General features: G+C 43.3%; 23 protein-coding genes and 2 tRNA genes. All 25 read left to right on the top strand.

Annotated features, from left to right (window positions below):
* Positions 1–79: 79 nt before the first annotated feature.
* The gene (gene rnmV, locus AC0C66_RS21240) at positions 80–640 is read left to right on the top strand and encodes a ribonuclease M5 (RefSeq protein ID WP_014112297.1); all 561 of its coding nucleotides are present in this window, start codon (positions 80–82) and stop codon (positions 638–640) included.
* Positions 633–1,511 (top strand): 16S rRNA (adenine(1518)-N(6)/adenine(1519)-N(6))-dimethyltransferase RsmA, encoded by an 879-nt coding sequence (gene rsmA, locus AC0C66_RS21235; protein ID WP_014112298.1) that lies wholly within the window; start codon positions 633–635, stop codon positions 1,509–1,511. The genes rnmV and rsmA overlap by 8 nt, the downstream gene beginning before the upstream one ends.
* A gap of 160 nt (positions 1,512–1,671) precedes the next feature.
* Positions 1,672–2,544 carry a sporulation-specific protease PrtG gene (gene prtG, locus AC0C66_RS21230; RefSeq protein WP_014112299.1) on the top strand — a complete coding sequence of 291 codons (873 nt, stop codon included), beginning with the start codon at positions 1,672–1,674 and terminating at the stop codon, positions 2,542–2,544.
* A gap of 210 nt (positions 2,545–2,754) precedes the next feature.
* Positions 2,755–3,015 carry a biofilm formation stimulator Veg gene (gene veg / locus AC0C66_RS21225; protein ID WP_003218330.1) on the top strand — a complete coding sequence of 87 codons (261 nt, stop codon included), beginning with the start codon at positions 2,755–2,757 and terminating at the stop codon, positions 3,013–3,015.
* A 159-nt stretch (positions 3,016–3,174) separates the two neighbouring features.
* Positions 3,175–3,360, top strand: coding sequence for a small, acid-soluble spore protein, alpha/beta type (locus tag AC0C66_RS21220; RefSeq protein ID WP_003218333.1), 186 nt, complete (start codon positions 3,175–3,177; stop codon positions 3,358–3,360).
* A 147-nt stretch (positions 3,361–3,507) separates the two neighbouring features.
* Entirely contained in the window at positions 3,508–4,377 is an 870-nt protein-coding gene (gene ispE / locus AC0C66_RS21215; protein WP_003218334.1) for a 4-(cytidine 5'-diphospho)-2-C-methyl-D-erythritol kinase, read from the top strand.
* 55 nt (positions 4,378–4,432) lie between these two features.
* Positions 4,433–5,290: a pur operon repressor gene (gene purR, locus AC0C66_RS21210; RefSeq protein ID WP_003218342.1), complete on the top strand. Its 858-nt coding sequence runs from the start codon at positions 4,433–4,435 to the stop codon at positions 5,288–5,290.
* A complete protein-coding gene (ridA, locus tag AC0C66_RS21205; RefSeq protein ID WP_003218344.1) occupies positions 5,287–5,664 on the top strand; it encodes a 2-iminobutanoate/2-iminopropanoate deaminase in 378 nt (125 codons plus the stop codon). Before purR ends, ridA begins: the two co-directional genes overlap by 4 nt.
* Before the next feature lie 195 nt (positions 5,665–5,859).
* Complete coding sequence (gene spoVG / locus AC0C66_RS21200) at positions 5,860–6,153, top strand: septation regulator SpoVG (RefSeq protein ID WP_003218346.1); 294 nt, start codon at positions 5,860–5,862, stop codon at positions 6,151–6,153.
* Between the two features lie 192 nt (positions 6,154–6,345).
* Positions 6,346–7,716 carry a bifunctional UDP-N-acetylglucosamine diphosphorylase/glucosamine-1-phosphate N-acetyltransferase GlmU gene (gene glmU, locus AC0C66_RS21195; protein WP_053407025.1) on the top strand — a complete coding sequence of 457 codons (1,371 nt, stop codon included), beginning with the start codon at positions 6,346–6,348 and terminating at the stop codon, positions 7,714–7,716.
* Between the two features lie 22 nt (positions 7,717–7,738).
* Positions 7,739–8,692 carry a ribose-phosphate diphosphokinase gene (locus AC0C66_RS21190; protein WP_003218353.1) on the top strand — a complete coding sequence of 318 codons (954 nt, stop codon included), beginning with the start codon at positions 7,739–7,741 and terminating at the stop codon, positions 8,690–8,692.
* Between the two features lie 84 nt (positions 8,693–8,776).
* Positions 8,777–9,394: a 50S ribosomal protein L25/general stress protein Ctc gene (locus AC0C66_RS21185; RefSeq protein ID WP_014112303.1), complete on the top strand. Its 618-nt coding sequence runs from the start codon at positions 8,777–8,779 to the stop codon at positions 9,392–9,394.
* A gap of 107 nt (positions 9,395–9,501) precedes the next feature.
* Positions 9,502–10,068 (top strand): aminoacyl-tRNA hydrolase, encoded by a 567-nt coding sequence (gene pth, locus AC0C66_RS21180; RefSeq protein WP_072183122.1) that lies wholly within the window; start codon positions 9,502–9,504, stop codon positions 10,066–10,068.
* A gap of 59 nt (positions 10,069–10,127) precedes the next feature.
* The gene (gene fin, locus AC0C66_RS21175) at positions 10,128–10,358 is read left to right on the top strand and encodes an anti-sigma-F factor Fin (RefSeq protein ID WP_014112305.1); all 231 of its coding nucleotides are present in this window, start codon (positions 10,128–10,130) and stop codon (positions 10,356–10,358) included.
* A gap of 69 nt (positions 10,359–10,427) precedes the next feature.
* Positions 10,428–13,961 (top strand): transcription-repair coupling factor, encoded by a 3,534-nt coding sequence (gene mfd / locus AC0C66_RS21170; RefSeq protein WP_461845967.1) that lies wholly within the window; start codon positions 10,428–10,430, stop codon positions 13,959–13,961.
* A 134-nt stretch (positions 13,962–14,095) separates the two neighbouring features.
* Positions 14,096–14,632, top strand: coding sequence for a stage V sporulation protein T (gene spoVT / locus AC0C66_RS21165; protein WP_003218365.1), 537 nt, complete (start codon positions 14,096–14,098; stop codon positions 14,630–14,632).
* 182 nt (positions 14,633–14,814) lie between these two features.
* Positions 14,815–16,413 (top strand): putative polysaccharide biosynthesis protein, encoded by a 1,599-nt coding sequence (locus AC0C66_RS21160; protein WP_461845966.1) that lies wholly within the window; start codon positions 14,815–14,817, stop codon positions 16,411–16,413.
* Positions 16,403–17,872 (top strand): bifunctional methyltransferase/pyrophosphohydrolase YabN, encoded by a 1,470-nt coding sequence (gene yabN, locus AC0C66_RS21155; RefSeq protein ID WP_461845965.1) that lies wholly within the window; start codon positions 16,403–16,405, stop codon positions 17,870–17,872. The genes AC0C66_RS21160 and yabN overlap by 11 nt, the downstream gene beginning before the upstream one ends.
* Positions 17,873–17,874: 2 nt before the next feature.
* Positions 17,875–18,135 carry an RNA-binding S4 domain-containing protein gene (locus tag AC0C66_RS21150; protein WP_003218370.1) on the top strand — a complete coding sequence of 87 codons (261 nt, stop codon included), beginning with the start codon at positions 17,875–17,877 and terminating at the stop codon, positions 18,133–18,135.
* A 78-nt stretch (positions 18,136–18,213) separates the two neighbouring features.
* Positions 18,214–18,516 carry a sporulation protein YabP gene (gene yabP / locus AC0C66_RS21145; RefSeq protein ID WP_014112309.1) on the top strand — a complete coding sequence of 101 codons (303 nt, stop codon included), beginning with the start codon at positions 18,214–18,216 and terminating at the stop codon, positions 18,514–18,516.
* The gene (gene yabQ, locus AC0C66_RS21140; RefSeq protein WP_472973704.1) at positions 18,513–19,148 is read left to right on the top strand and encodes a spore cortex biosynthesis protein YabQ; all 636 of its coding nucleotides are present in this window, start codon (positions 18,513–18,515) and stop codon (positions 19,146–19,148) included. The genes yabP and yabQ overlap by 4 nt, the downstream gene beginning before the upstream one ends.
* Before the next feature lie 17 nt (positions 19,149–19,165).
* Positions 19,166–19,543, top strand: coding sequence for a cell division protein DivIC (gene divIC, locus AC0C66_RS21135; RefSeq protein ID WP_003242110.1), 378 nt, complete (start codon positions 19,166–19,168; stop codon positions 19,541–19,543).
* Between the two features lie 80 nt (positions 19,544–19,623).
* On the top strand, positions 19,624–20,010 hold the full coding sequence (locus tag AC0C66_RS21130; protein ID WP_003218379.1) for a S1 domain-containing RNA-binding protein: 387 nt from the start codon (positions 19,624–19,626) through the stop codon (positions 20,008–20,010).
* 168 nt (positions 20,011–20,178) lie between these two features.
* A tRNA-Met gene (locus tag AC0C66_RS21125) sits at positions 20,179–20,255 on the top strand.
* Between the two features lie 9 nt (positions 20,256–20,264).
* Positions 20,265–20,336: transfer RNA gene (locus AC0C66_RS21120), tRNA-Glu, on the top strand.
* Positions 20,337–20,406: the final 70 nt, after the last annotated feature.

Below are 20,406 nucleotides of genomic sequence, written 5' to 3'. Positions count from 1 at the left end.
TTTTCTGCTTATTAGACGCTCGACATAAGAAAAAGTTTCATGAATATACAAAAGTTTTTATTTTGTTTTGGAGGAAATAATGAAAATAAAAGAGATCATTGTGGTCGAGGGGCGTGACGATACGGCCCGCATCAAATTGGCTGTTGATGCAGACACAATTGAAACAAATGGTTCAGCCATCGATGATCAAGTGATTGACCAAATCCGTTTGGCTCAGAAGACCAGAGGCGTCATCATTTTAACGGATCCGGACTTCCCGGGAGAGAAGATCCGCAAAACCATTTCAGAGGCTGTACCCGGCTGTAAGCATGCATTTTTGCCAAAGCATCTTGCCAAACCTAAAAACAAGCGGGGAATTGGTGTGGAGCACGCATCGATTGAAAGTATTAGGGCATGTTTAGAAAACGTGCACGAAGAGATGGAAGCGAAGCCGAGTGACATTTCAGCTGAAGATTTGATTCATGCTGGGCTGATTGGCGGATCTGCGGCCAAACGCCGGCGCGAACGACTGGGTGAACTGTTGAAAATCGGTTATACAAATGGCAAACAGCTTCAAAAACGGCTGCAAATGTTTCAAATTAAAAAAAGTGATTTTATGAGTGCGCTCGATACCGTTAAGCGGGAGGAACAGAATGAATAAAGATATTGCGACACCGATTAGAACGAAAGAAATACTGAAAAAATACGGTTTTTCATTTAAAAAGAGCTTAGGACAGAATTTCTTAATTGATACGAACATTTTAGACAGAATTGTCGATCACGCGGAAGTGACGGAGAAAACAGGTGTCATAGAAATCGGCCCGGGAATCGGGGCATTGACCGAACAGATTGCCAAGCGGGCGAAAAAGGTCGTGGCATTTGAGATTGACCAACGATTATTGCCGATCCTGAAGGATACGCTGTCTCCTTACGACAATGTCACTGTCATTCATCAGGACGTATTAAAGGCGGATGTCAAATCGGTCATTGAAGAACAATTTCAAGACTGTGATGAGATCATGGTTGTAGCCAATCTTCCTTATTACGTGACAACGCCGATTATCATGAAACTGCTTGAAGAACATCTTCCGCTGAAAGGGATTGTGGTCATGCTGCAAAAAGAAGTGGCAGAGCGCATGGCGGCGGACCCTTCATCTAAGGAATACGGCTCGCTTTCAATCGCGGTGCAATTTTATACAGAAGCCAAAACGGTGATGACAGTTCCGAAAACTGTGTTTGTTCCTCAGCCTAACGTTGATTCCGCAGTCATTCGGCTGATTCTCCGCGACGGCCCGGCAGTGGACGTGGAAAACGAAGCCTTTTTCTTTCAGTTAATCAAGGCAAGCTTTGCTCAGCGCCGTAAAACGCTGCTCAATAACTTAGTCAACAACTTGCCTGAAGGAAAAGCACGAAAATCAACGATTGAGCAAGTGCTGGAAGAAACAAATATTGACGGCAAGCGCCGAGGTGAATCCCTGTCTATCGAGGAGTTCGCAGCGCTGTCTAACGGATTGTATAAAGCCCTTTTCTAAAAGGGCTTTTTGTTTTGCGCACCACATGGACTGCCGCTACATAGGCTAGAGAAGGACCTTTCATTCAATGATAAGAAAAACTTGGACTCAGCGAAAAAAGGCGCTTTCTCAAGGCTCTTTCTTTCATGATGAGGCTTAGTCTATGTGTGGAGTGAGGAACGTGCAATTTCAAATAGGGGATATGGTAGCCAGAAAATCCTATCAAATGGATGTTTTGTTTCGCATTATAGGAATAGAGCAAACAAGCAAAGGAAATTCAATCGCTATTTTGCATGGTGATGAAGTCAGGCTGATTGCTGATTCGGATTTTTCTGATCTGGTAGCAGTGAAAAAAGATGAGCAGATGATGCGGAAAAAGAAAGATGAGAGCAGAATGAATGAATCGCTCGAATTGCTCCGCCAGGATTATAAGCTGCTCAGAGAAAAGCAGGAGTACTACGCGACAAGCCAATATCAGCATCAGGAGCATTATTTTCATATGCCGGGCAAGGTGCTTCATCTGGACGGTGATGAAGCATATCTGAAAAAATGCTTGAATGTCTATAAAAAAATTGGAGTGCCGGTCTACGGCATCCATTGCCATGAAAAGAAAATGTCTGCTTCTATTGAAGAATTGCTCGACAAATATCGACCTGACATTCTGGTGATAACAGGACATGATGCGTACTCGAAGCAAAAGGGCAGCATTGATGATTTGAACGCGTACAGACATTCAAAGCACTTTGTTGAAACGGTGCAAAACGCCCGAAAAAAGACCCCTCACTTAGATCAGCTTGTTATTTTTGCGGGGGCCTGCCAATCCCATTTTGAATCACTCATAAGAGCGGGGGCAAATTTCGCGAGTTCACCATCAAGAGTCAACATTCATGCGCTTGATCCGGTATATATCGTCGCGAAAATCAGCTTTACGCCGTTTATGGAACGAATCAATGTATGGGAGGTGCTCCGAAATACGCTGACAAGAGAGAAAGGGCTTGGAGGTATTGAAACAAGAGGAGTGCTGAGAATTGGAATGCCTTATAAGTCTAATTAACAGCTGAAAACCTGTATAGGAGATCTATGCGGGTTTTTTATTTTACATAATGATACATAATTTACCGAAACTTGCGGAAAATAATTGAGGAATCATAGAATTTTGTCAAAATAATTTTATTGACAACGTCTTATTAACGTTGATATAATTTAAATTTTATTTGACAAAAATGGGCTCGTGTTGTACAATAAATATAGTGAGGTGGATGCAATGGCGAAGACGTTGTCCGATATTAAAAGATCGCTTGATGGGAATTTAGGTAAAAGGCTGACGTTAAAAGCAAACGGTGGCCGCCGAAAAACGATTGAGCGTTCGGGCATTTTAGCTGAGACGTACCCTTCTGTTTTTGTGATACAACTAGATCAAGACGAGAACTCGTTTGAAAGAGTTTCATACAGTTATGCTGATATTTTGACTGAGACTGTTGAGCTGACTTTTAATGATGACGCCGCAAGCTCAGTGGCATTTTAACGGGCAGTGAACCTTTTGTTTACTGCTTTTTGTTTTGCCCTTTTTTGGTTTCCAGTAATTTTAACGAAAGTTCCATCTGATTTAGCAAAAGATAAAACGGTCACACATTATCGTGACGTGCACGAATGGCTATCACTTCTAAAAAAGGGGTTGTTTCGTTTGGGCAGACGTCGTGGAGTTATGTCAGATGAGTTTAAATATGAGCTGGCTAAAGACCTTGGTTTTTATGACACAGTCAAAAATGGCGGCTGGGGCGAAATTCGGGCCCGCGATGCCGGTAACATGGTAAAGCGCGCCATTGAAATCGCCGAACAGCAAATGGCTCAGAACCAGAATAACCGATAAGGATGTGACCCGGGGGACGTGCCGTTCCCCGGTTTTTTGTGTTGGATATAAATACATAATTGGCTGCAATATGGATATGTTCATCCTGTACTTCAAATGTGATACAATGTTCATACTTATGTTTAGATGGAGAAGTAGGTGAAAGCTATGCGTATTTTAGAAAAAGCGCCAGCAAAGATCAATCTGTCACTTGACGTCACCCGAAAACGCCCGGATGGCTATCATGAAGTCGAAATGATCATGACGACGATTGATTTAGCGGATCGGATTGAATTGACGGAGCTGGCAGAGGATGAAGTGAGGGTTTCCTCCCACAACCGTTTTGTGCCTGATGACCAAAGAAACTTAGCTTATCAGGCTGCCAAGCTGATCAAGGACAGATACAACGTGAAAAAGGGAGTTTCCATCATGATTACGAAGGTGATTCCGGTGGCTGCCGGTCTTGCCGGCGGAAGCAGTGATGCGGCGGCAACCCTTAGAGGGCTGAACAGGCTGTGGAATTTAAATCTTTCAGCAGAAACGCTTGCTGAGCTTGGAGCGGAAATTGGCTCCGACGTTTCATTTTGTGTCTATGGCGGAACTGCACTAGCAACAGGACGCGGCGAGAAAATTAAACACATCAGCACGCCTCCGCATTGCTGGGTCATTTTAGCGAAGCCGACAATCGGTGTTTCAACTGCTGAAGTGTACAGACAGCTAAAGGTGGATGATGTAGAGCATCCCGATGTACATGGCATGATTGAGGCTATAGAGGAAAAGAGTTTTCAAAAGATGTGCAGCCGTTTAGGCAATGTGCTTGAATCTGTAACGCTTGATATGCACCCTGAAGTCGCGATGATCAAAAACCAGATGAAACGCTTTGGCGCAGATGCCGTGTTAATGAGCGGGAGCGGCCCGACAGTGTTTGGACTGGTTCAGTATGAGTCGAAGGTGCAGAGAATTTATAACGGGTTAAGAGGCTTCTGCGATCAGGTTTATGCGGTGAGAATGATCGGCGAACAGAACGCTCTTGATTAAATCCGTATGTTAAGTTATATTGATCTTAAAATATTCGGATTTTGGGGGTAAGTTCATGAAGTTTCGTCGCAGCGGCAGATTGGTGGACTTAACAAATTACTTGTTAACCCATCCGCACGAGTTAATACCGCTAACCTTTTTTTCTGAGCGGTATGAATCTGCAAAATCATCGATCAGTGAAGATTTAACAATTATTAAGCAAACCTTCGAGCAGCAGGGGATCGGTACTTTGCTTACTGTTCCCGGAGCTGCCGGAGGCGTCAAATATATTCCGAAAATGAAGCAGGCTGAAGCTGAAGAGTTTGTGCAGACACTTGGACAGTCGCTGGCAAATCCTGAGCGTATCCTTCCGGGCGGTTATGTATATTTAACGGATATCTTAGGAAAGCCATCTGTACTCTCCAAGGTAGGGAAGCTGTTTGCTTCTGTGTTTGCAGAGCGCGAAATTGATGTTGTCATGACCGTTGCCACGAAAGGCATCCCTCTGGCGTACGCAGCTGCGAGCTATCTGAATGTGCCTGTCGTCATCGTTCGCAAAGACAACAAGGTAACAGAAGGCTCCACAGTCAGCATTAATTACGTCTCAGGCTCCTCAAACCGCATTCAAACGATGTCACTTGCGAAAAGAAGCATGAAAACGGGTTCAAACGTACTCATTATTGATGACTTTATGAAAGCAGGCGGCACAATTAATGGTATGATTAACCTGTTGGATGAGTTTAACGCGAATGTGGCGGGGATCGGCGTCCTAGTTGAAGCCGAAGGAGTAGATGAACGTCTTGTTGATGAATATATGTCACTGCTTACTCTTTCAACCATCAACATGAAAGAGAAGTCCATTGAAATTCAGAATGGCAATTTTCTGCGTTTTTTTAAAGACAATCTTTTAAAGAATGGAGAGACGGAATCATGACAAAAGCAGTCCACACAAAACATGCCCCAGCGGCAATCGGGCCTTACTCACAAGGGATTATCGTAAATAATATGTTTTACAGCTCAGGGCAAATTCCTTTGACTCCTTCAGGCGAAATGGTGAACGGTGATATTAAGGAGCAGACTCATCAAGTATTCAGCAACTTAAAAGCAGTGCTGGAAGAAGCAGGTGCTTCTTTAGAAACAGTTGTAAAAGCAACTGTATTTATCGCGGATATGGAACAGTTTGCGGAAGTAAACGAAGTGTACGGACAATATTTTGACACTCACAAACCGGCGAGATCTTGTGTTGAAGTCGCGAGGCTCCCGAAGGACGCACTGGTCGAGATCGAAGTTATTGCATTAGTAAAATAATAAGAAAAAGTGATTCTGGGTGAGCTCGGAATCACTTTTTTATTTACCTTATGCCCGAAATGAAAGCTTTATGACCTAATTGTGTAACTATATCCTATTTTTTCAAAAAATATTTTAAAAACATGCAGGATTTCAGAAAAAATCGTGGAATTGATACACTAATGCTTTTATATAGGGAAAAGGTGGTGAACTACTGTGGAAGTTACTGACGTAAGATTACGCCGCGTGAATACCGATGGTCGCATGAGAGCGATTGCATCCATCACGCTGGATCACGAATTTGTTGTTCATGATATTCGTGTGATTGATGGAAACAATGGTCTTTTCGTTGCGATGCCGAGTAAACGCACCCCTGATGGAGAGTTCCGCGATATCGCTCATCCTATTAATTCAAGCACGCGAGGAAAGATTCAAGATGCCGTGTTAAATGAGTATCATCGTCTGGGTGACACTGAAGCATTAGAATTCGAAGAAGCTGGAGCTTCTTAAAAAATAACCAAAAAGCAAGGACTGCTGAAAGGGCTGACAAAAGCCTTTTGCCGGCGGTCCTTTTTTAATTCTGATTTTTCAAACTTAATTGCACTCAATAGAAAATTCTTGCACTTCATGAAGTCTCCTTGAAATCAGAAGATATTTAGGATATATTTTTCTATGGATAAAAGGGATATTGGAGGCCAATAAATGGATAAGCGGTTTGCAGTTGTTTTAGCGGCTGGACAAGGAACGAGAATGAAATCAAAGCTTTATAAAGTCCTTCATCCAGTTTGCGGTAAGCCTATGGTAGAGCACGTCGTGGACGAAGCCTTAAAGTTATCTTTATCGAAGCTTGTCACGATTGTCGGACATGGTGCGGAAGAAGTGAAAAAGCAGCTTGGTGAAAAAAGCGAGTACGCGCTTCAAGCAGAACAGCTTGGCACTGCTCATGCTGTAAAACAGGCACAGCCATTTCTTGCTGACGAAAAAGGCGTCACGATTGTCATTTGCGGAGATACGCCGCTTTTAACAGCAGAGACAATGGAACAGATGCTGAAAGAACATACACAAAGAGAAGCGAAAGCTACGATTTTAACTGCGGTTGCAGAAGATCCAACCGGATACGGCCGCATTATTCGCGGCGAAAACGGAGCGGTTCAAAAAATCGTTGAGCATAAGGACGCCTCTGAAGAAGAACGTCTTGTGACTGAGATCAATACCGGTACGTATTGTTTTGATAATGAAGCGCTATTCCGGGCCATTGATCTGGTGTCTAATGATAATGCTCAAGGCGAGTACTATTTGCCGGATGTCATAGAGATTCTTAAAAACGAAGGCGAAACTGTTGCCGCTTACCAGACTGATAATTTCCAAGAAACGCTCGGAGTTAATGATAGAGTTGCTCTTTCTCAGGCAGAACAATTTATGAAAGAGCGTATTAATAAACGGCATATGCAAAATGGCGTAACGCTGATTGACCCGATGAATACGTATATTTCTCCTGACGCTGTCATCGGAAGCGATACTGTAATTTATCCCGGGACTGTGATTAAAGGTGAGGTGCAAATCGGAGAAGATACGATTATCGGACCTCATACGGAGATTATGAATAGCTCCATTGGCAGCCGTACGGTTATTAAACAATCGGTAGTCAATCACAGTAAAGTGGGGAATGATGTAAACATAGGACCTTTTGCTCACATCAGACCTGATTCTGTCATCGGGAATGAAGTGAAGATCGGAAATTTTGTTGAAATCAAAAAGACTCAATTCGGAGACCGAAGCAAGGCTTCGCATTTAAGCTATGTCGGTGATGCTGAGGTAGGCACAGATGTAAACTTGGGCTGCGGTTCAATAACTGTCAATTATGATGGAAAGAATAAATATTTGACGAAAATTGAAGATGGCGCGTTTATCGGCTGCAATTCCAACTTGGTTGCCCCTGTCACAGTCGGAGAAGGCGCTTATGTTGCAGCAGGTTCAACTGTTACGGAAGATGTACCTGGAAAAGCGCTTGCTATTGCCAGAGCGAGACAAGTAAATAAAGACGATTATGTGAAAAATATTCATAAAAAATAATCCTAAATTCGGAGGTTTATCCATGTCTAATCAATACGGAGATAAGAATTTAAAGATCTTTTCTTTGAATTCGAATCCAGAGCTTGCAAAAGAAATCGCAGATATAGTTGGAGTTCAATTAGGGAAATGTTCTGTCACAAGATTTAGTGACGGGGAAGTCCAAATTAATATCGAAGAAAGTATTCGCGGATGTGACTGTTATATCATCCAGTCTACAAGTGACCCCGTTAACGAGCATATTATGGAACTGCTGATTATGGTAGATGCGTTAAAACGCGCTTCAGCAAAAACGATTAACATTGTGATTCCTTATTACGGTTATGCACGTCAAGACAGAAAAGCAAGATCGCGTGAGCCAATCACAGCAAAACTTTTTGCTAACCTGCTTGAAACAGCCGGTGCGACTCGTGTGATTGCACTTGACCTGCATGCGCCGCAAATTCAAGGATTCTTTGATATACCGATTGACCACTTAATGGGTGTACCGATTTTAGGAGAATATTTTGAAGGCAAAAACCTTGAAGATATCGTCATTGTTTCACCAGACCACGGCGGTGTGACACGCGCCCGCAAACTGGCTGACCGACTAAAAGCACCGATTGCGATTATCGATAAACGCCGTCCGCGTCCAAATGTGGCGGAAGTCATGAATATTGTAGGTAATATCGAAGGGAAGACCGCTATCCTTATCGATGACATTATCGATACTGCAGGTACCATTACACTTGCTGCTAATGCGCTCGTTGAAAACGGAGCGAAAGAAGTATATGCATGCTGTACACACCCTGTACTATCAGGCCCAGCTGTTGAACGGATTAATAATTCAACAATTAAAGAGCTTGTTGTGACAAACAGCATCAAGCTTCCTGAAGAAAAGAAAATTGAACGGTTTAAGCAGCTTTCTGTCGGACCACTTCTGGCTGAAGCGATTATTCGTGTTCATGAGCAGCAATCAGTCAGCTATCTGTTCAGCTAAACCGATTTTTTGAGGTTTAAATCCTTATCGTTATGGGTATTGTTTGTAATAGGACAATAAAACGATAATAGGATGGTGCTGAATATGGCAACGTTAACGGCAAAAGAAAGAACGGACTTTACTCGTTCGTCTCTTCGGAATATCCGTACATCAGGACATGTTCCAGGTATCATATATGGGAAAGACACGGGAAACAAACCTGTATCATTAGACAGTGTGGAGCTGATCAAAACGCTGAGGGACGAAGGTAAAAATACAGTCATCACGCTTGACGTCAGCGGAGAAAAACATTCTGTCATGGTAACAGATCTGCAAACGGACCCGCTGAAAAATGAAATCACTCATGCAGACTTTCAAGTGGTCAATATGAGTGAAGACATTGAGGTGGAAGTTCCGATTCACCTGACTGGAGAAGCCATTGGAGTGAAAAACGGAGGAGTGTTGCAGCAGCCGCTATATGCACTCACTGTAAAGGCTAAGCCAAAAGCCATTCCGCAAACGATTGAGGCTGATATTTCAAACCTCGATGTAAATGAAGTACTGACTATTGCGGATTTGCCTGCTGGCGGTGACTACTCCTTTAATCATGAATCAGATGAGGTCGTGGCTTCTATCCTTCCTCCACAGCAACAGGAAGCAGCTGAGATAGATGAAGAGGAATCTGCCGATGCTCAGCCTGAAGGTGAAAACAAAGAACAATAATAGCTTAAGGCGTAACCCTCCCGTGGTTACGTCTTTTGTGCTAGAATGAGAAGAATTATAGCCCGCTTATGCAGACGGGAGTTTATGTGACTAAGGGAGGATTCGCCATGCTTGTGATAGCCGGTCTCGGAAACCCGGGGAAGAACTATGAAAATACACGGCATAATGTCGGGTTTATGGTGATAGATCAGCTTGCAAAGGAATGGAATATTGAGCTGAATCAAAATAAATTTAATGGATTATACGGAACCGGATTTGTTTCCGGCAAAAAGGTTCTACTTGTTAAACCGCTTACATATATGAATTTATCAGGAGAATGTTTGCGGCCTTTAATGGACTATTATGATGTCGATAACGAAGAATTGACAGTCATTTACGATGACCTCGATCTTCCGACTGGCAAGATCCGTTTAAGAACGAAAGGAAGCGCCGGAGGGCACAATGGCATCAAATCACTGATCCAGCATCTTGGAACATCTGAGTTTGACCGCATCCGCATCGGAATCGGCAGGCCTGTAAACGGCATGAAGGTCGTTGATTATGTGTTAGGCTCCTTCACCAAGGAGGAGGCACCTGACATTGATGGAGCGATCGATAAGTCTGTGAAGGCTTGTGAAGCTTCTCTGAGCAAACCGTTTTTAGAAGTCATGAACGAATTTAACGCAAAGGTATAAAATGAATCAACAAAGTCCATACTACACCAAAATGACTTTTTCATCAGGAGGTCCCTTGTATGGCTTTGCATTATTATTGTCGTCATTGCGGAGTGAAAGTAGGCAGTCTCGAATCTTCCATGGTATCGACTGACTCACTTGGATTTCAGCACTTAACAAACGAGGAAAGAAACGATATGATTTCTTATAAAGAAAATGGAGATGTCCATGTTTCGACGATATGTGAAGATTGCCAAGAGGCGCTTGACCGAAATCCGCAGTACCACGAACATCACACATTTATTCAATAAAAAGCTTTGGTGTAGACACTAGACCAAAGCGTTTTTCTGTTCTCACAGGAAACAGAGAGGAGGGGCCATATGGACAACATTCAAACCTTTATAAAAGAAAGCGATGATTTTAAATCCATCATCAACGGTTTACACGAGGGGCTGAAGGAACAGCTGCTCGCGGGTCTGTCGGGTTCCGCGCGTTCTGTTTTTACTTCTGCCCTGGCTAATGAAACGAATAAGCCTATCTTTCTAATCACCCATAACTTATATCAAGCCCAGAAAGTAACGGATGATCTGACTTCACTTCTAGAGGATCGGTCTGTCCTTTTGTACCCCGTCAATGAACTCATTTCATCTGAAATCGCAGTCGCAAGCCCTGAATTGCGTGCGCAGCGATTAGATGTCATTAATAGATTAACGAATGGAGAAGCGCCAATTGTTGTTGCTCCGGTAGCTGCAATCAGAAGAATGCTGCCACCTGTAGAGGTCTGGAAGAACAGCCAAATGCTCATTCAAGTGGGCCATGACATCGAACCCGACCAGCTTGCATCACGGCTGGTAGAGGTAGGATATGAGCGTTCTGATATGGTTTCAGCACCTGGGGAATTCAGTATTCGCGGAGGAATCATTGACATTTACCCGCTGACTTCAGAGCATCCGGTGAGAATTGAACTTTTTGACACCGAAGTGGATTCAATCCGCAGCTTTAACTCAGATGATCAGCGGTCAATTGAGACCCTTACCTCGATCAATATCGGTCCTGCAAAGGAATTGATTATCAGACCTGAAGAAAAAGCGCGGGCGATGGAGAAAATCGATAAAGGTCTTGCCGCAAGCCTGAAAAAATTAAAGGTCGACAAGCAAAAAGAAATTCTTCATGCGAATATTTCTCACGATAAAGAACGCTTGTCTGAAGGCCAGACAGATCAGGAGCTGGTGAAGTATCTCTCATATTTCTATGAAAAGCCTGCTAGTTTACTAGATTATACACCTGAAAACACACTTCTGATTTTGGATGAAGTCAGCCGGATTCATGAGATGGAAGAGCAGCTTCAAAAAGAAGAAGCGGAGTTTATAACAAACCTTCTTGAAGAAGGGAAGATTTTGCATGACATCAGTTTGTCATTTAGCTTCCAAAAAATAGTAGCTGAGCAAAAACGGCCTCTGCTGTACTATTCTTTATTTTTGCGGCATGTACACCATACGAGTCCGCAGAATATCGTCAATGTATCAAGCAGACAAATGCAGAGTTTCCATGGCCAAATGAACGTACTTGCGGGTGAAATGGAGCGCTTTAAAAAATCCAACTTCACCGTTGTATTCTTAGGAGCAAACAAGGAACGCACACAGAGATTATCATCTGTTCTGGCTGATTATGAGATCGAAGCCGCTATGACAGACAGCAAAAAAGCGCTTGTTCAGGGACAGGTCTATATCATGGAAGGCGAGCTCCAATCGGGATTTGAGCTGCCGTTGATGAAGCTTGCTGTTATTACGGAAGAAGAACTGTTCAAAAACCGTGTGAAAAAGAAGCCTCGAAAACAGAAGCTTACCAATGCTGAGCGCATTAAGAGCTATTCCGAGCTCCAAATCGGTGATTATGTCGTTCATATTAATCACGGGATCGGAAAGTACTTAGGGATTGAAACTCTTGAAATCAATGGAATCCATAAAGACTATTTAAATATTCATTATCAGGGAAGCGACAAGCTTTACGTCCCTGTAGAACAAATTGACCAGGTGCAAAAATATGTCGGATCTGAAGGAAAAGAGCCGAAGCTGTATAAATTAGGCGGAAGCGAATGGAAACGTGTCAAGAAAAAAGTAGAGACATCCGTTCAGGATATTGCTGATGATTTAATTAAGCTGTATGCCGAAAGGGAAGCGAGCAAGGGCTATGCGTTTTCTCCTGACCATGAAATGCAGCGTGAATTCGAATCAGCGTTCCCTTATCAAGAGACTGAGGATCAGCTACGTTCCATTCATGAAATCAAAAAGGATATGGAAAGAGAACGTCCGATGGACCGCTTGCTGTGCGGAGACGTAGGTTACGGGAAAACAGAGGTTGCCATACGTGCCGCGTTTAAGGCGATCGGTGACGGAAAGCAGGTAGCTCTGCTCGTTCCGACAACGATTTTGGCACAGCAGCACTATGAAACCATTACTGAGCGCTTCCAGGACTATCCGATTAATATTGGCCTTCTCAGCAGATTCAGAACGAGAAAAGAAGCGAACGAAACGATCAAAGGATTGAAAAACGGTACTGTTGATATCGTTATCGGGACGCACCGGCTGCTATCAAAAGATGTCGTGTATAAAGACTTAGGGCTCCTTATCATTGATGAAGAGCAGCGTTTCGGTGTAACCCATAAAGAAAAGATCAAGCAGATCAAAGCCAATGTTGATGTATTAACATTAACAGCAACGCCGATTCCGCGTACGCTGCATATGTCTATGCTTGGCGTAAGGGATCTTTCAGTCATCGAGACTCCGCCGGAAAACCGCTTCCCCGTACAGACATATGTTGTGGAATACAACGGCGCCCTTGTCAGAGAGGCGATTGAACGTGAGCTTGCACGCGGAGGACAGGTCTATTTCTTGTACAACCGGGTAGAGGATATTGAGCGGAAAGCGGATGAGATCTCAATGCTTGTCCCTGACGCGAAGGTGGCTTATGCGCACGGGAAAATGACAGAAAACGAACTAGAAACCGTTATGCTGAATTTCCTTGAAGGAGAATCAGACGTTCTCGTCAGCACAACCATTATTGAAACAGGCGTAGACATCCCGAACGTCAATACGCTGATCGTATTTGACGCAGACAAGATGGGTCTTTCTCAGCTTTATCAGCTGCGGGGACGCGTCGGCCGTTCTAACCGTGTGGCGTATGCGTACTTCACGTACCGCCGGGATAAAGTGCTGACAGAAGTGGCTGAAAAAAGGCTGCAGGCTATTAAAGAGTTCACAGAGCTTGGTTCCGGTTTTAAAATTGCAATGCGTGACTTAACGATTCGCGGAGCCGGGAATCTTCTTGGTGCTCAGCAGCACGGCTTTATCGATTCGGTCGGATTTGACCTCTATTCACAAATGCTGAAGGAGGCCATTGAAGAGCGTAAAGGAGATACAGTGAAGTCGGTGCAGTTTGAAACAGAAATTGATGTCGAGCTTGATGCGTATATTCCTGAAACCTATATTCAAGATGGCAAACAGAAAATAGATATGTATAAACGCTTCAGGTCTGTGGCTACAATCGAAGAGAAGAATGAACTTCAAGACGAAATGATCGACCGGTTTGGAAACTATCCAAAAGAAGTCGAATACTTGTTTACTGTTGCGGAAATGAAGGTTTATGCGAAACATGAACGTGTTGAGCTGATTAAGCAGGATAAAGATGCGGTCAGATTGACGATTTCTGAAGAAGCAAGTGCGGAAATTGACGGTCAGAAGCTGTTTGAGCTCGGCAATAAATATGGCAGACAAATCGGACTGGGAATGGAAGGCAAAAAACTCAAAATCTCCATACAGACAAAAGGCCGCAGTGCCGATGAATGGCTCGAAACCGTGCTGGGCATGCTGAAGGGCTTAAAAGATGTGAAAAAGCAAACCATTTCATCAACGTAAATTTTGTTACTCTCTGGTGTATATTACATTTGATGTGACGGATACTAATTTCAAGCGAGGCGGAAGGTACATAAAGTAACTGCTTTAGGTCTTTCCCACATGTATAACCATCAAATGAAAGAGAGGCACCAGAGATGAAAGCAACCGGTATCGTACGTCGTATTGATGACTTAGGTCGGGTCGTAATTCCTAAAGAAATTCGCAGAACTCTGAGAATCAGGGAAGGCGATCCGCTTGAGATTTTTGTAGATCGTGACGGAGAAGTGATTTTGAAAAAGTACTCTCCGATCAGTGAGCTTGGAGACTTTGCAAAGGAGTATGCAGACGCGCTTTACGACAGTCTCGGCCATTCAGTGCTGATTTGTGACCGTGATGTATATATTGCCGTGTCGGGCAGTTCGAAAAAAGACTACTTGAACAAGTCGATCAGCGAAATGCTGGAAAGAACAATGGATCAGCGCAGTTCCGTGCTTGAGAGTGATGCAAAATCAGTACAGCTTGTTAATGGCATAGATGAGGACATGAATTCATATACTGTCGGCCCAATTGTGGCGAATGGCGATCCGATAGGCGCCGTGGTGATTTTTTCAAAGGATCAGACAATGGGCGAAGTAGAGCATAAAGCCGTTGAGACAGCAGCTGGATTTTTGGCTCGTCAAATGGAACAGTAGGTCTTATTCCTTTTATCGAAAATAGGTATGAAAAGAACAGCTCTCCTTGGGAAGCTGTTCTTTTTTCATGCATGCCCAAAAAGGATTCCAAGGGTTGGGATGTGGTATAATAACCTCGTTTTTATTTGTGCCGCGGTAATACGTGAACCGTATTGCCCCTGACGTTGGGAAGGAGCTTTTGGATGGATGATTCAATAGGCGTTAAACGGCATTGGATTTGGCAGGGGGCTTTTGTTTTAATTCTGGCAGGCGTCATCTCAAAAATACTAAGCGCCGTTTACAGAGTCCCGTTTCAAAACATTGTCGGCGATGTTGGATTTTATATATATCAGCAGGTATATCCCTTTCTTGGTATTGCGGTCATGCTGTCCACATCAGGATTTCCGGTCATTATTTCGAAACTGATGAATGATTATAGTGAAAAAAGCCATCACACCATATTAAAAATATCAGCGTTGTTTTTGTCTATCATCGGTGTTTTATTATTTCTTTGCTTATATATGGGTGCTGTTCCAATCGCACTTTTTATGGGAGATTCACATCTTGCCGTGTTAATTCAAGTAACTGCGTTTGCATTTCTGCTGTTCCCGTTTGTCGCGTTGCTTAGAGGCGGTTTTCAAGGGCGGCAAGATATGCTCCCGTCAGCCTTATCGCAGATGACAGAGCAGTTTCTGCGGGTTGTGGTGCTCTTGGGCTTATCATTTTGGCTCGTCAAACAGGGGGCCTCGCTCTATACTGCAGGGGCGGCAGCCGCTTCCGGGTCTCTTGCCGGAAGTTTCGTTGCGTTGATGATACTCGGATTTTTTTGGTTCAAAGCGAACAGAGATAACCAAACGGATAGGCAAAATGAAAACGTCATAACAACAAAAGAATTGACGAAAAAACTGCTTTTATATTCGGTTACAATTTGTGTAAGCAGTTTGCTTCTTTTGTTTATCCAGCTTGTCGATGCTTTGAATTTATATGCTTTGCTTTCGGACGGTGAGGCAAGCGAAGAGGCGAAACGCCTAAAGGGGATTTATGATCGGGGGCAGCCCTTGCTGCAGCTCGGTTCAGTTTTCGCGGTGAGCATTGCGACGTCACTCGTTCCGTATATTTCTAAGGCCGTAAAGAACAAAGAGTTGAAGATCATGAAAGAAAAAGCCACGTCTTCTTTAAAACTATGTCTTGTGCTGGGTACAGGAGCGTCGGCTGGATTGATCTGCATTCTTGAGCCGGTCAATATCATGTTATTTCAAAATGGAGAAGGGACAGCTGCGTTACAAGTATTCAGCTGCTCCATTTTGTTTGCATCCTTGGCAGTTACAGCAGCCGCAGTTTTGCAGGGCGCTGGATACACAGTTTTTCCTGCGATAGCGGTAGGCACAGGTGTTGCAGTGAAATGGGTGTTAAACACCCTTTTGGTTCCGCGCTACGGGATTGAAGGTGCATCACTTGCAACAGCGGCTTCCTTTGCAGCTGTCGCCGGCTTTAACTTGTATCAGCTTCGGCAAAAGGAATGGCTCGATAAGATCAGAGGCATTATGATTCCGCTCATTGGATCTGCCCTTTTGATGTCGGCTGTCTTGCTTGCGTATATGCGCCTCTGGACTTTCTTGATTCCTGCAGCAGGACGAGGAGCGGCTGTGATTGAAAGTCTTTCTGCTGTTGCCATTGGTGGCGCGGTGTTTATTTATTGTATGATGAAATTGGGAATATTTACAGATGAAGAGCTGAACAGTGTGCCTTTTGGCAGCAGGTTAAGCAAAATCATAAAAAGGAGAGAACAAAATGGCGGGTAATATTACAGTCGTCGGACTTGGTGCCGGAGACATGGACCAATTGACAATTGGTATACATAAGCTGCTGACGAAGGCAGATACGCTGTATGTCAGAACCAAGGATCACCCTTTAATTCAGGAGCTTGAAAAAGAAACGAAGAACATCCGTTTTTTTGACGATATATATGAGAAACATGACCAGTTCGATGCAGTATATGAGGAAATTGCAGATATCCTCTTTGAGAAGGCGCAGCGTGAGGACGTGGTTTATGCTGTACCGGGACACCCTTTTGTCGCAGAAAAAACAGTACAGCTGCTGACGGAGCGGCAGGAAGAGGAAAATGTTCAAGTGAAAGTTGCGGGAGGACAAAGTTTTCTTGATGCCACATTCAATGCCTTGCAAATCGACCCGATTGAAGGTTTTCAATTTGTGGATGCCGGCACGTTGTCCGCGGATGAGCTTGAGCTCAGACATCACCTGATCATTTGTCAGGTTTACGACCAAATGACCGCTTCTGAAGTCAAGCTGACATTGATGGAGAAGCTGCCTGATGATTATGAGGTTGTGATCGTGACAGCGGCTGGGAGCCGTGACGAGGAGATCCAGACAGTGCCTTTATTTGAGCTGGACCGTAATGTCGCCTTGAATAACTTAACAAGTGTGTATATTCCGCCGATTAAAGAAGAGAAGTTGCTTTATCACGAATTCTCTGCATTCCGAAGCATCATCAGAGAGCTTCGCGGGCCTAATGGATGTCCGTGGGATAAAAAGCAGACACATCAGTCATTAAAACAGTACATGATTGAAGAATGTTATGAACTTCTCGAAGCAATCGATGAAGAAGACACAGACCATATGATCGAAGAGCTTGGCGACGTTTTGCTTCAGGTCTTACTTCACGCGCAAATTGGTGAAGATGAAGGTTATTTCACAATTGATGATGTCATAAAAGGAATCAGTGAAAAAATGGTCCGAAGACATCCCCATGTGTTTAAAGATGTTAAGGTTCAGGATGAACACGATGTATTGGCAAATTGGGAAGACATAAAAAAAACCGAAAAAAACACATCCGGAGCATCGTTATTAGACAGTGTGCCGAAAACCCTACCAGCTCTTTCGAAAGCTGCTAAACTTCAGAAAAAAGCAGCAAAGGTTGGTTTTGATTGGGAAGACGTCAGCGATATTTGGGAAAAGGTAAGCGAGGAAATGAAGGAATTTTCTTCTGAGGTTTCTGAAGATCCTCATGAACACAATCTCAAGGCTGAGTTTGGCGACATTTTGTTTGCACTTGTGAATGTAGCCCGCTTTTACAAAATAGAACCGGAGGAAGCGCTGGCCATGACCAATGACAAATTCCGGAGACGGTTCTCGTATATTGAGGAAACAGCGAAGGAAAAGGGAATCGAGCTGGCTGATATGTCTCTTGAGGACATGGACAAACTGTGGAATGAAGCAAAAGAAACTGAGAGGAGATCGTAAATATGAGATTAGATAAATTTTTAAAAGTATCACGGCTGATCAAACGACGTACACTAGCAAAGGAAGTAGCTGACCAGGGACGCATCGCTATTAACGGAAACCAGGCCAAAGCAAGCTCTGACGTAAAACCGGGAGATGAACTAACGGTCCGCTTCGGCCAAAAGCTTGTAACGGTTCAAGTAAATGAGTTAAAAGACACGACGAAAAAAGAAGAAGCTGCAAACATGTATACGATCCTAAAGGAAGAAAAACTCGGCGAATAGGCTTGTTCTAAAAAAATCCCCCGCCTCATACAATGCAGTAATAATGCTAAAAGTATCGAGGATATGGGGGCTGAATAGATGAATTCATATTATGATCAAAAAGATTCTTCGTCTGTTCCGGAACAGCATGATGTGACAATGAAAGGCCGGAAGCATTTAGATATTTCTGGGGTGAAGCAAGTGGAGAGCTTTGATAACGAAGAATTCCTGCTGGAAACGGTGATGGGAATGCTCTCAGTCAGAGGCCAAAACCTTCAGATGAAAAATCTAGATGTTGAAAAAGGGATTGTTTCTATTAAAGGCAGGGTATTTGATTTAGTGTACTTAGACGAACAACAAGGGGATAAAGCTAAAGGGTTTTTTAGCAAGTTGTTTAAATGACGCTAACGACACAATTCTATACAATGCTGGCGATGTCCGGTATGGGCCTCTGGCTTGGGGCGTCGCTTGATACATACCGGCTCTTTGTCATTCGTGCCAAAACAGCCAGATGGCTATTATTTATTCATGATATTCTTTTCTGGATTGTGCAAGGGCTGCTTTTCTTTTATGTCTTGCTATATGTAAATGAGGGAGAATTCAGGCTGTATATCTTTTTAGCGGTTCTGCTGGGCGTTGCGACGTATCAGAGCCTTTGCAAACGAATCTATATAAAAATACTGAAATTCGTCATTTACCTTGTTGTTTCTGTTTATCAATTCTTCAAAAAACTCATTCAGCACGTGTTATTTCGTCCTATTGTGTTGACATGCGGAGCGGTCATCTGGCTGGCGGCGTTTTTATCAAAGAAAACATACCGCCTAATCGTTTTTCTCTCGTCGTGTCTATATAAAATAGCCATGGTTCTGTGTTTTCCGATCCGTTTTATCGCAAAACAATGTTTGAAACTTCTTCCTGTAAAAATGCGTCATACTTTTAGACGTTATTTTGAAAAAGGTGCAGGATTTCTCAAAAAGAAGAAGAAACTATTGGTAACCATAAGAACGACCATTACACGTTTTTTGAAGAGATGAAAGGAGGACCGTCTGGTTTGAATTTTTCCAGAGAACGAACGATAACTGAAATACAAAACGACTATAAAGAACAAGTAGAACGGCAGAATCAGCTGAAGAAAAGAAGACGCAAAGGGCTGTACAGACGGTTGACTGTATTCGGCGCCCTAGTATTCCTGACGGCAATTGTGCTGGCAAGCTCTGTATGGTCCCAAACATCTTCCCTTAGCGCAAAAGAAGAAAAGAAAGAACAGCTTGAAAAAGAACTGAAAAGTTTAAAGACAAAACAAGCGGATTTAAAAGAAGAAATATCCAAATTGAAGGATGAGGATTACGTCACAGAGCTTGCCAGAAGAGACTTATTCATGTCTGGAGACGGAGAAATTATCTTCAATGTGGAGAAGAAGAGCAAGTAGCCTTGTTGACACTTAAATTTTTATTTAGGTATAATTAAGCAAACGATCTTTTTATAAGCCTAAGGAGGAGCACTTTTTTTATGTCGATTGAAGTTGGCAGCAAGTTGCAAGGGAAAATAACAGGTATTACAAATTTTGGAGCATTTGTTGAATTGCCTGGAGGCTCAACCGGTCTCGTTCACATCAGTGAGGTAGCTGATAACTATGTCAAAGACATTAACGATCACTTAAAAGTCGGCGACCAAGTTGAAGTGAAAGTCATCAACGTTGAAAAAGACGGGAAAATTGGTTTATCTATTAAAAAAGCTAAAGACCGTCCGCAAGCCAGACCTAGAAATGATTTCCGTCCGAAAGAATCTTTTGAACAGAAAATGAATAAGTTTTTAAAAGACAGCGAAGATCGCTTGTCATCTTTAAAACGCAATACGGAATCAAAACGTGGAGGGCGCGGAGCAAGAAGAGGATAACTTGCTGCTTTCTATAAATAAATGAAGCATCCGTTCATCCCGACGGATGCTTTTTTTATTATCCTCACCCGCTTCAAAAGTCAGAAAATTATAACATTAAAGTTTCTGTTGACGAAAAGGACAAACCTTTGTATTATATAACTTGTGCTTAGAAGCACAAAACAATATGGCGGTGTAGCTCAGCTGGCTAGAGCGTACGGTTCATACCCGTGAGGTCGGGGGTTCGATCCCCTCCGCCGCTACCATATTTGTTTGGCCCGTTGGTCAAGCGGTTAAGACACCGCCCTTTCACGGCGGTAACACGGGTTCGAATCCCGTACGGGTCATCCTGAAAAATCGGCTTCTCTTGCAGAAGCCGATTTTTTTCATTTTTAGACAACATTCCGGAAATTCTTT

The sequence above is a fragment of the Bacillus sp. VA13 genome (assembly GCF_055710085.1).
This window is presented reverse-complemented; position numbering and strand designations above follow the sequence as displayed.

Bases quoted from the DNA above. Each gene is read 5' to 3' on its own strand.
- ridA (WP_003218344.1), top strand. From the start codon at position 5,287: ATGACAAAAGCAGTCCACACAAAACATGCCCCAGCGGCAATCGGGCCT.
- AC0C66_RS21130 (WP_003218379.1), top strand. From the start codon at position 19,624: ATGTCGATTGAAGTTGGCAGCAAGTTGCAAGGGAAAATAACAGGTATT.
- yabQ (WP_472973704.1), top strand. From the start codon at position 18,513: ATGACGCTAACGACACAATTCTATACAATGCTGGCGATGTCCGGTATG.
- mfd (WP_461845967.1), top strand. From the start codon at position 10,428: ATGGACAACATTCAAACCTTTATAAAAGAAAGCGATGATTTTAAATCC.
- yabP (WP_014112309.1), top strand. From the start codon at position 18,214: ATGAATTCATATTATGATCAAAAAGATTCTTCGTCTGTTCCGGAACAG.
- AC0C66_RS21150 (WP_003218370.1), top strand. From the start codon at position 17,875: ATGAGATTAGATAAATTTTTAAAAGTATCACGGCTGATCAAACGACGT.
- veg (WP_003218330.1), top strand. From the start codon at position 2,755: ATGGCGAAGACGTTGTCCGATATTAAAAGATCGCTTGATGGGAATTTA.
- AC0C66_RS21160 (WP_461845966.1), top strand. From the start codon at position 14,815: ATGGATGATTCAATAGGCGTTAAACGGCATTGGATTTGGCAGGGGGCT.
- fin (WP_014112305.1), top strand. From the start codon at position 10,128: ATGGCTTTGCATTATTATTGTCGTCATTGCGGAGTGAAAGTAGGCAGT.
- glmU (WP_053407025.1), top strand. From the start codon at position 6,346: ATGGATAAGCGGTTTGCAGTTGTTTTAGCGGCTGGACAAGGAACGAGA.
- yabN (WP_461845965.1), top strand. From the start codon at position 16,403: ATGGCGGGTAATATTACAGTCGTCGGACTTGGTGCCGGAGACATGGAC.
- ispE (WP_003218334.1), top strand. From the start codon at position 3,508: ATGCGTATTTTAGAAAAAGCGCCAGCAAAGATCAATCTGTCACTTGAC.
- AC0C66_RS21190 (WP_003218353.1), top strand. From the start codon at position 7,739: ATGTCTAATCAATACGGAGATAAGAATTTAAAGATCTTTTCTTTGAAT.
- pth (WP_072183122.1), top strand. From the start codon at position 9,502: ATGCTTGTGATAGCCGGTCTCGGAAACCCGGGGAAGAACTATGAAAAT.
- AC0C66_RS21185 (WP_014112303.1), top strand. From the start codon at position 8,777: ATGGCAACGTTAACGGCAAAAGAAAGAACGGACTTTACTCGTTCGTCT.
- spoVT (WP_003218365.1), top strand. From the start codon at position 14,096: ATGAAAGCAACCGGTATCGTACGTCGTATTGATGACTTAGGTCGGGTC.
- rsmA (WP_014112298.1), top strand. From the start codon at position 633: ATGAATAAAGATATTGCGACACCGATTAGAACGAAAGAAATACTGAAA.
- rnmV (WP_014112297.1), top strand. From the start codon at position 80: ATGAAAATAAAAGAGATCATTGTGGTCGAGGGGCGTGACGATACGGCC.
- purR (WP_003218342.1), top strand. From the start codon at position 4,433: ATGAAGTTTCGTCGCAGCGGCAGATTGGTGGACTTAACAAATTACTTG.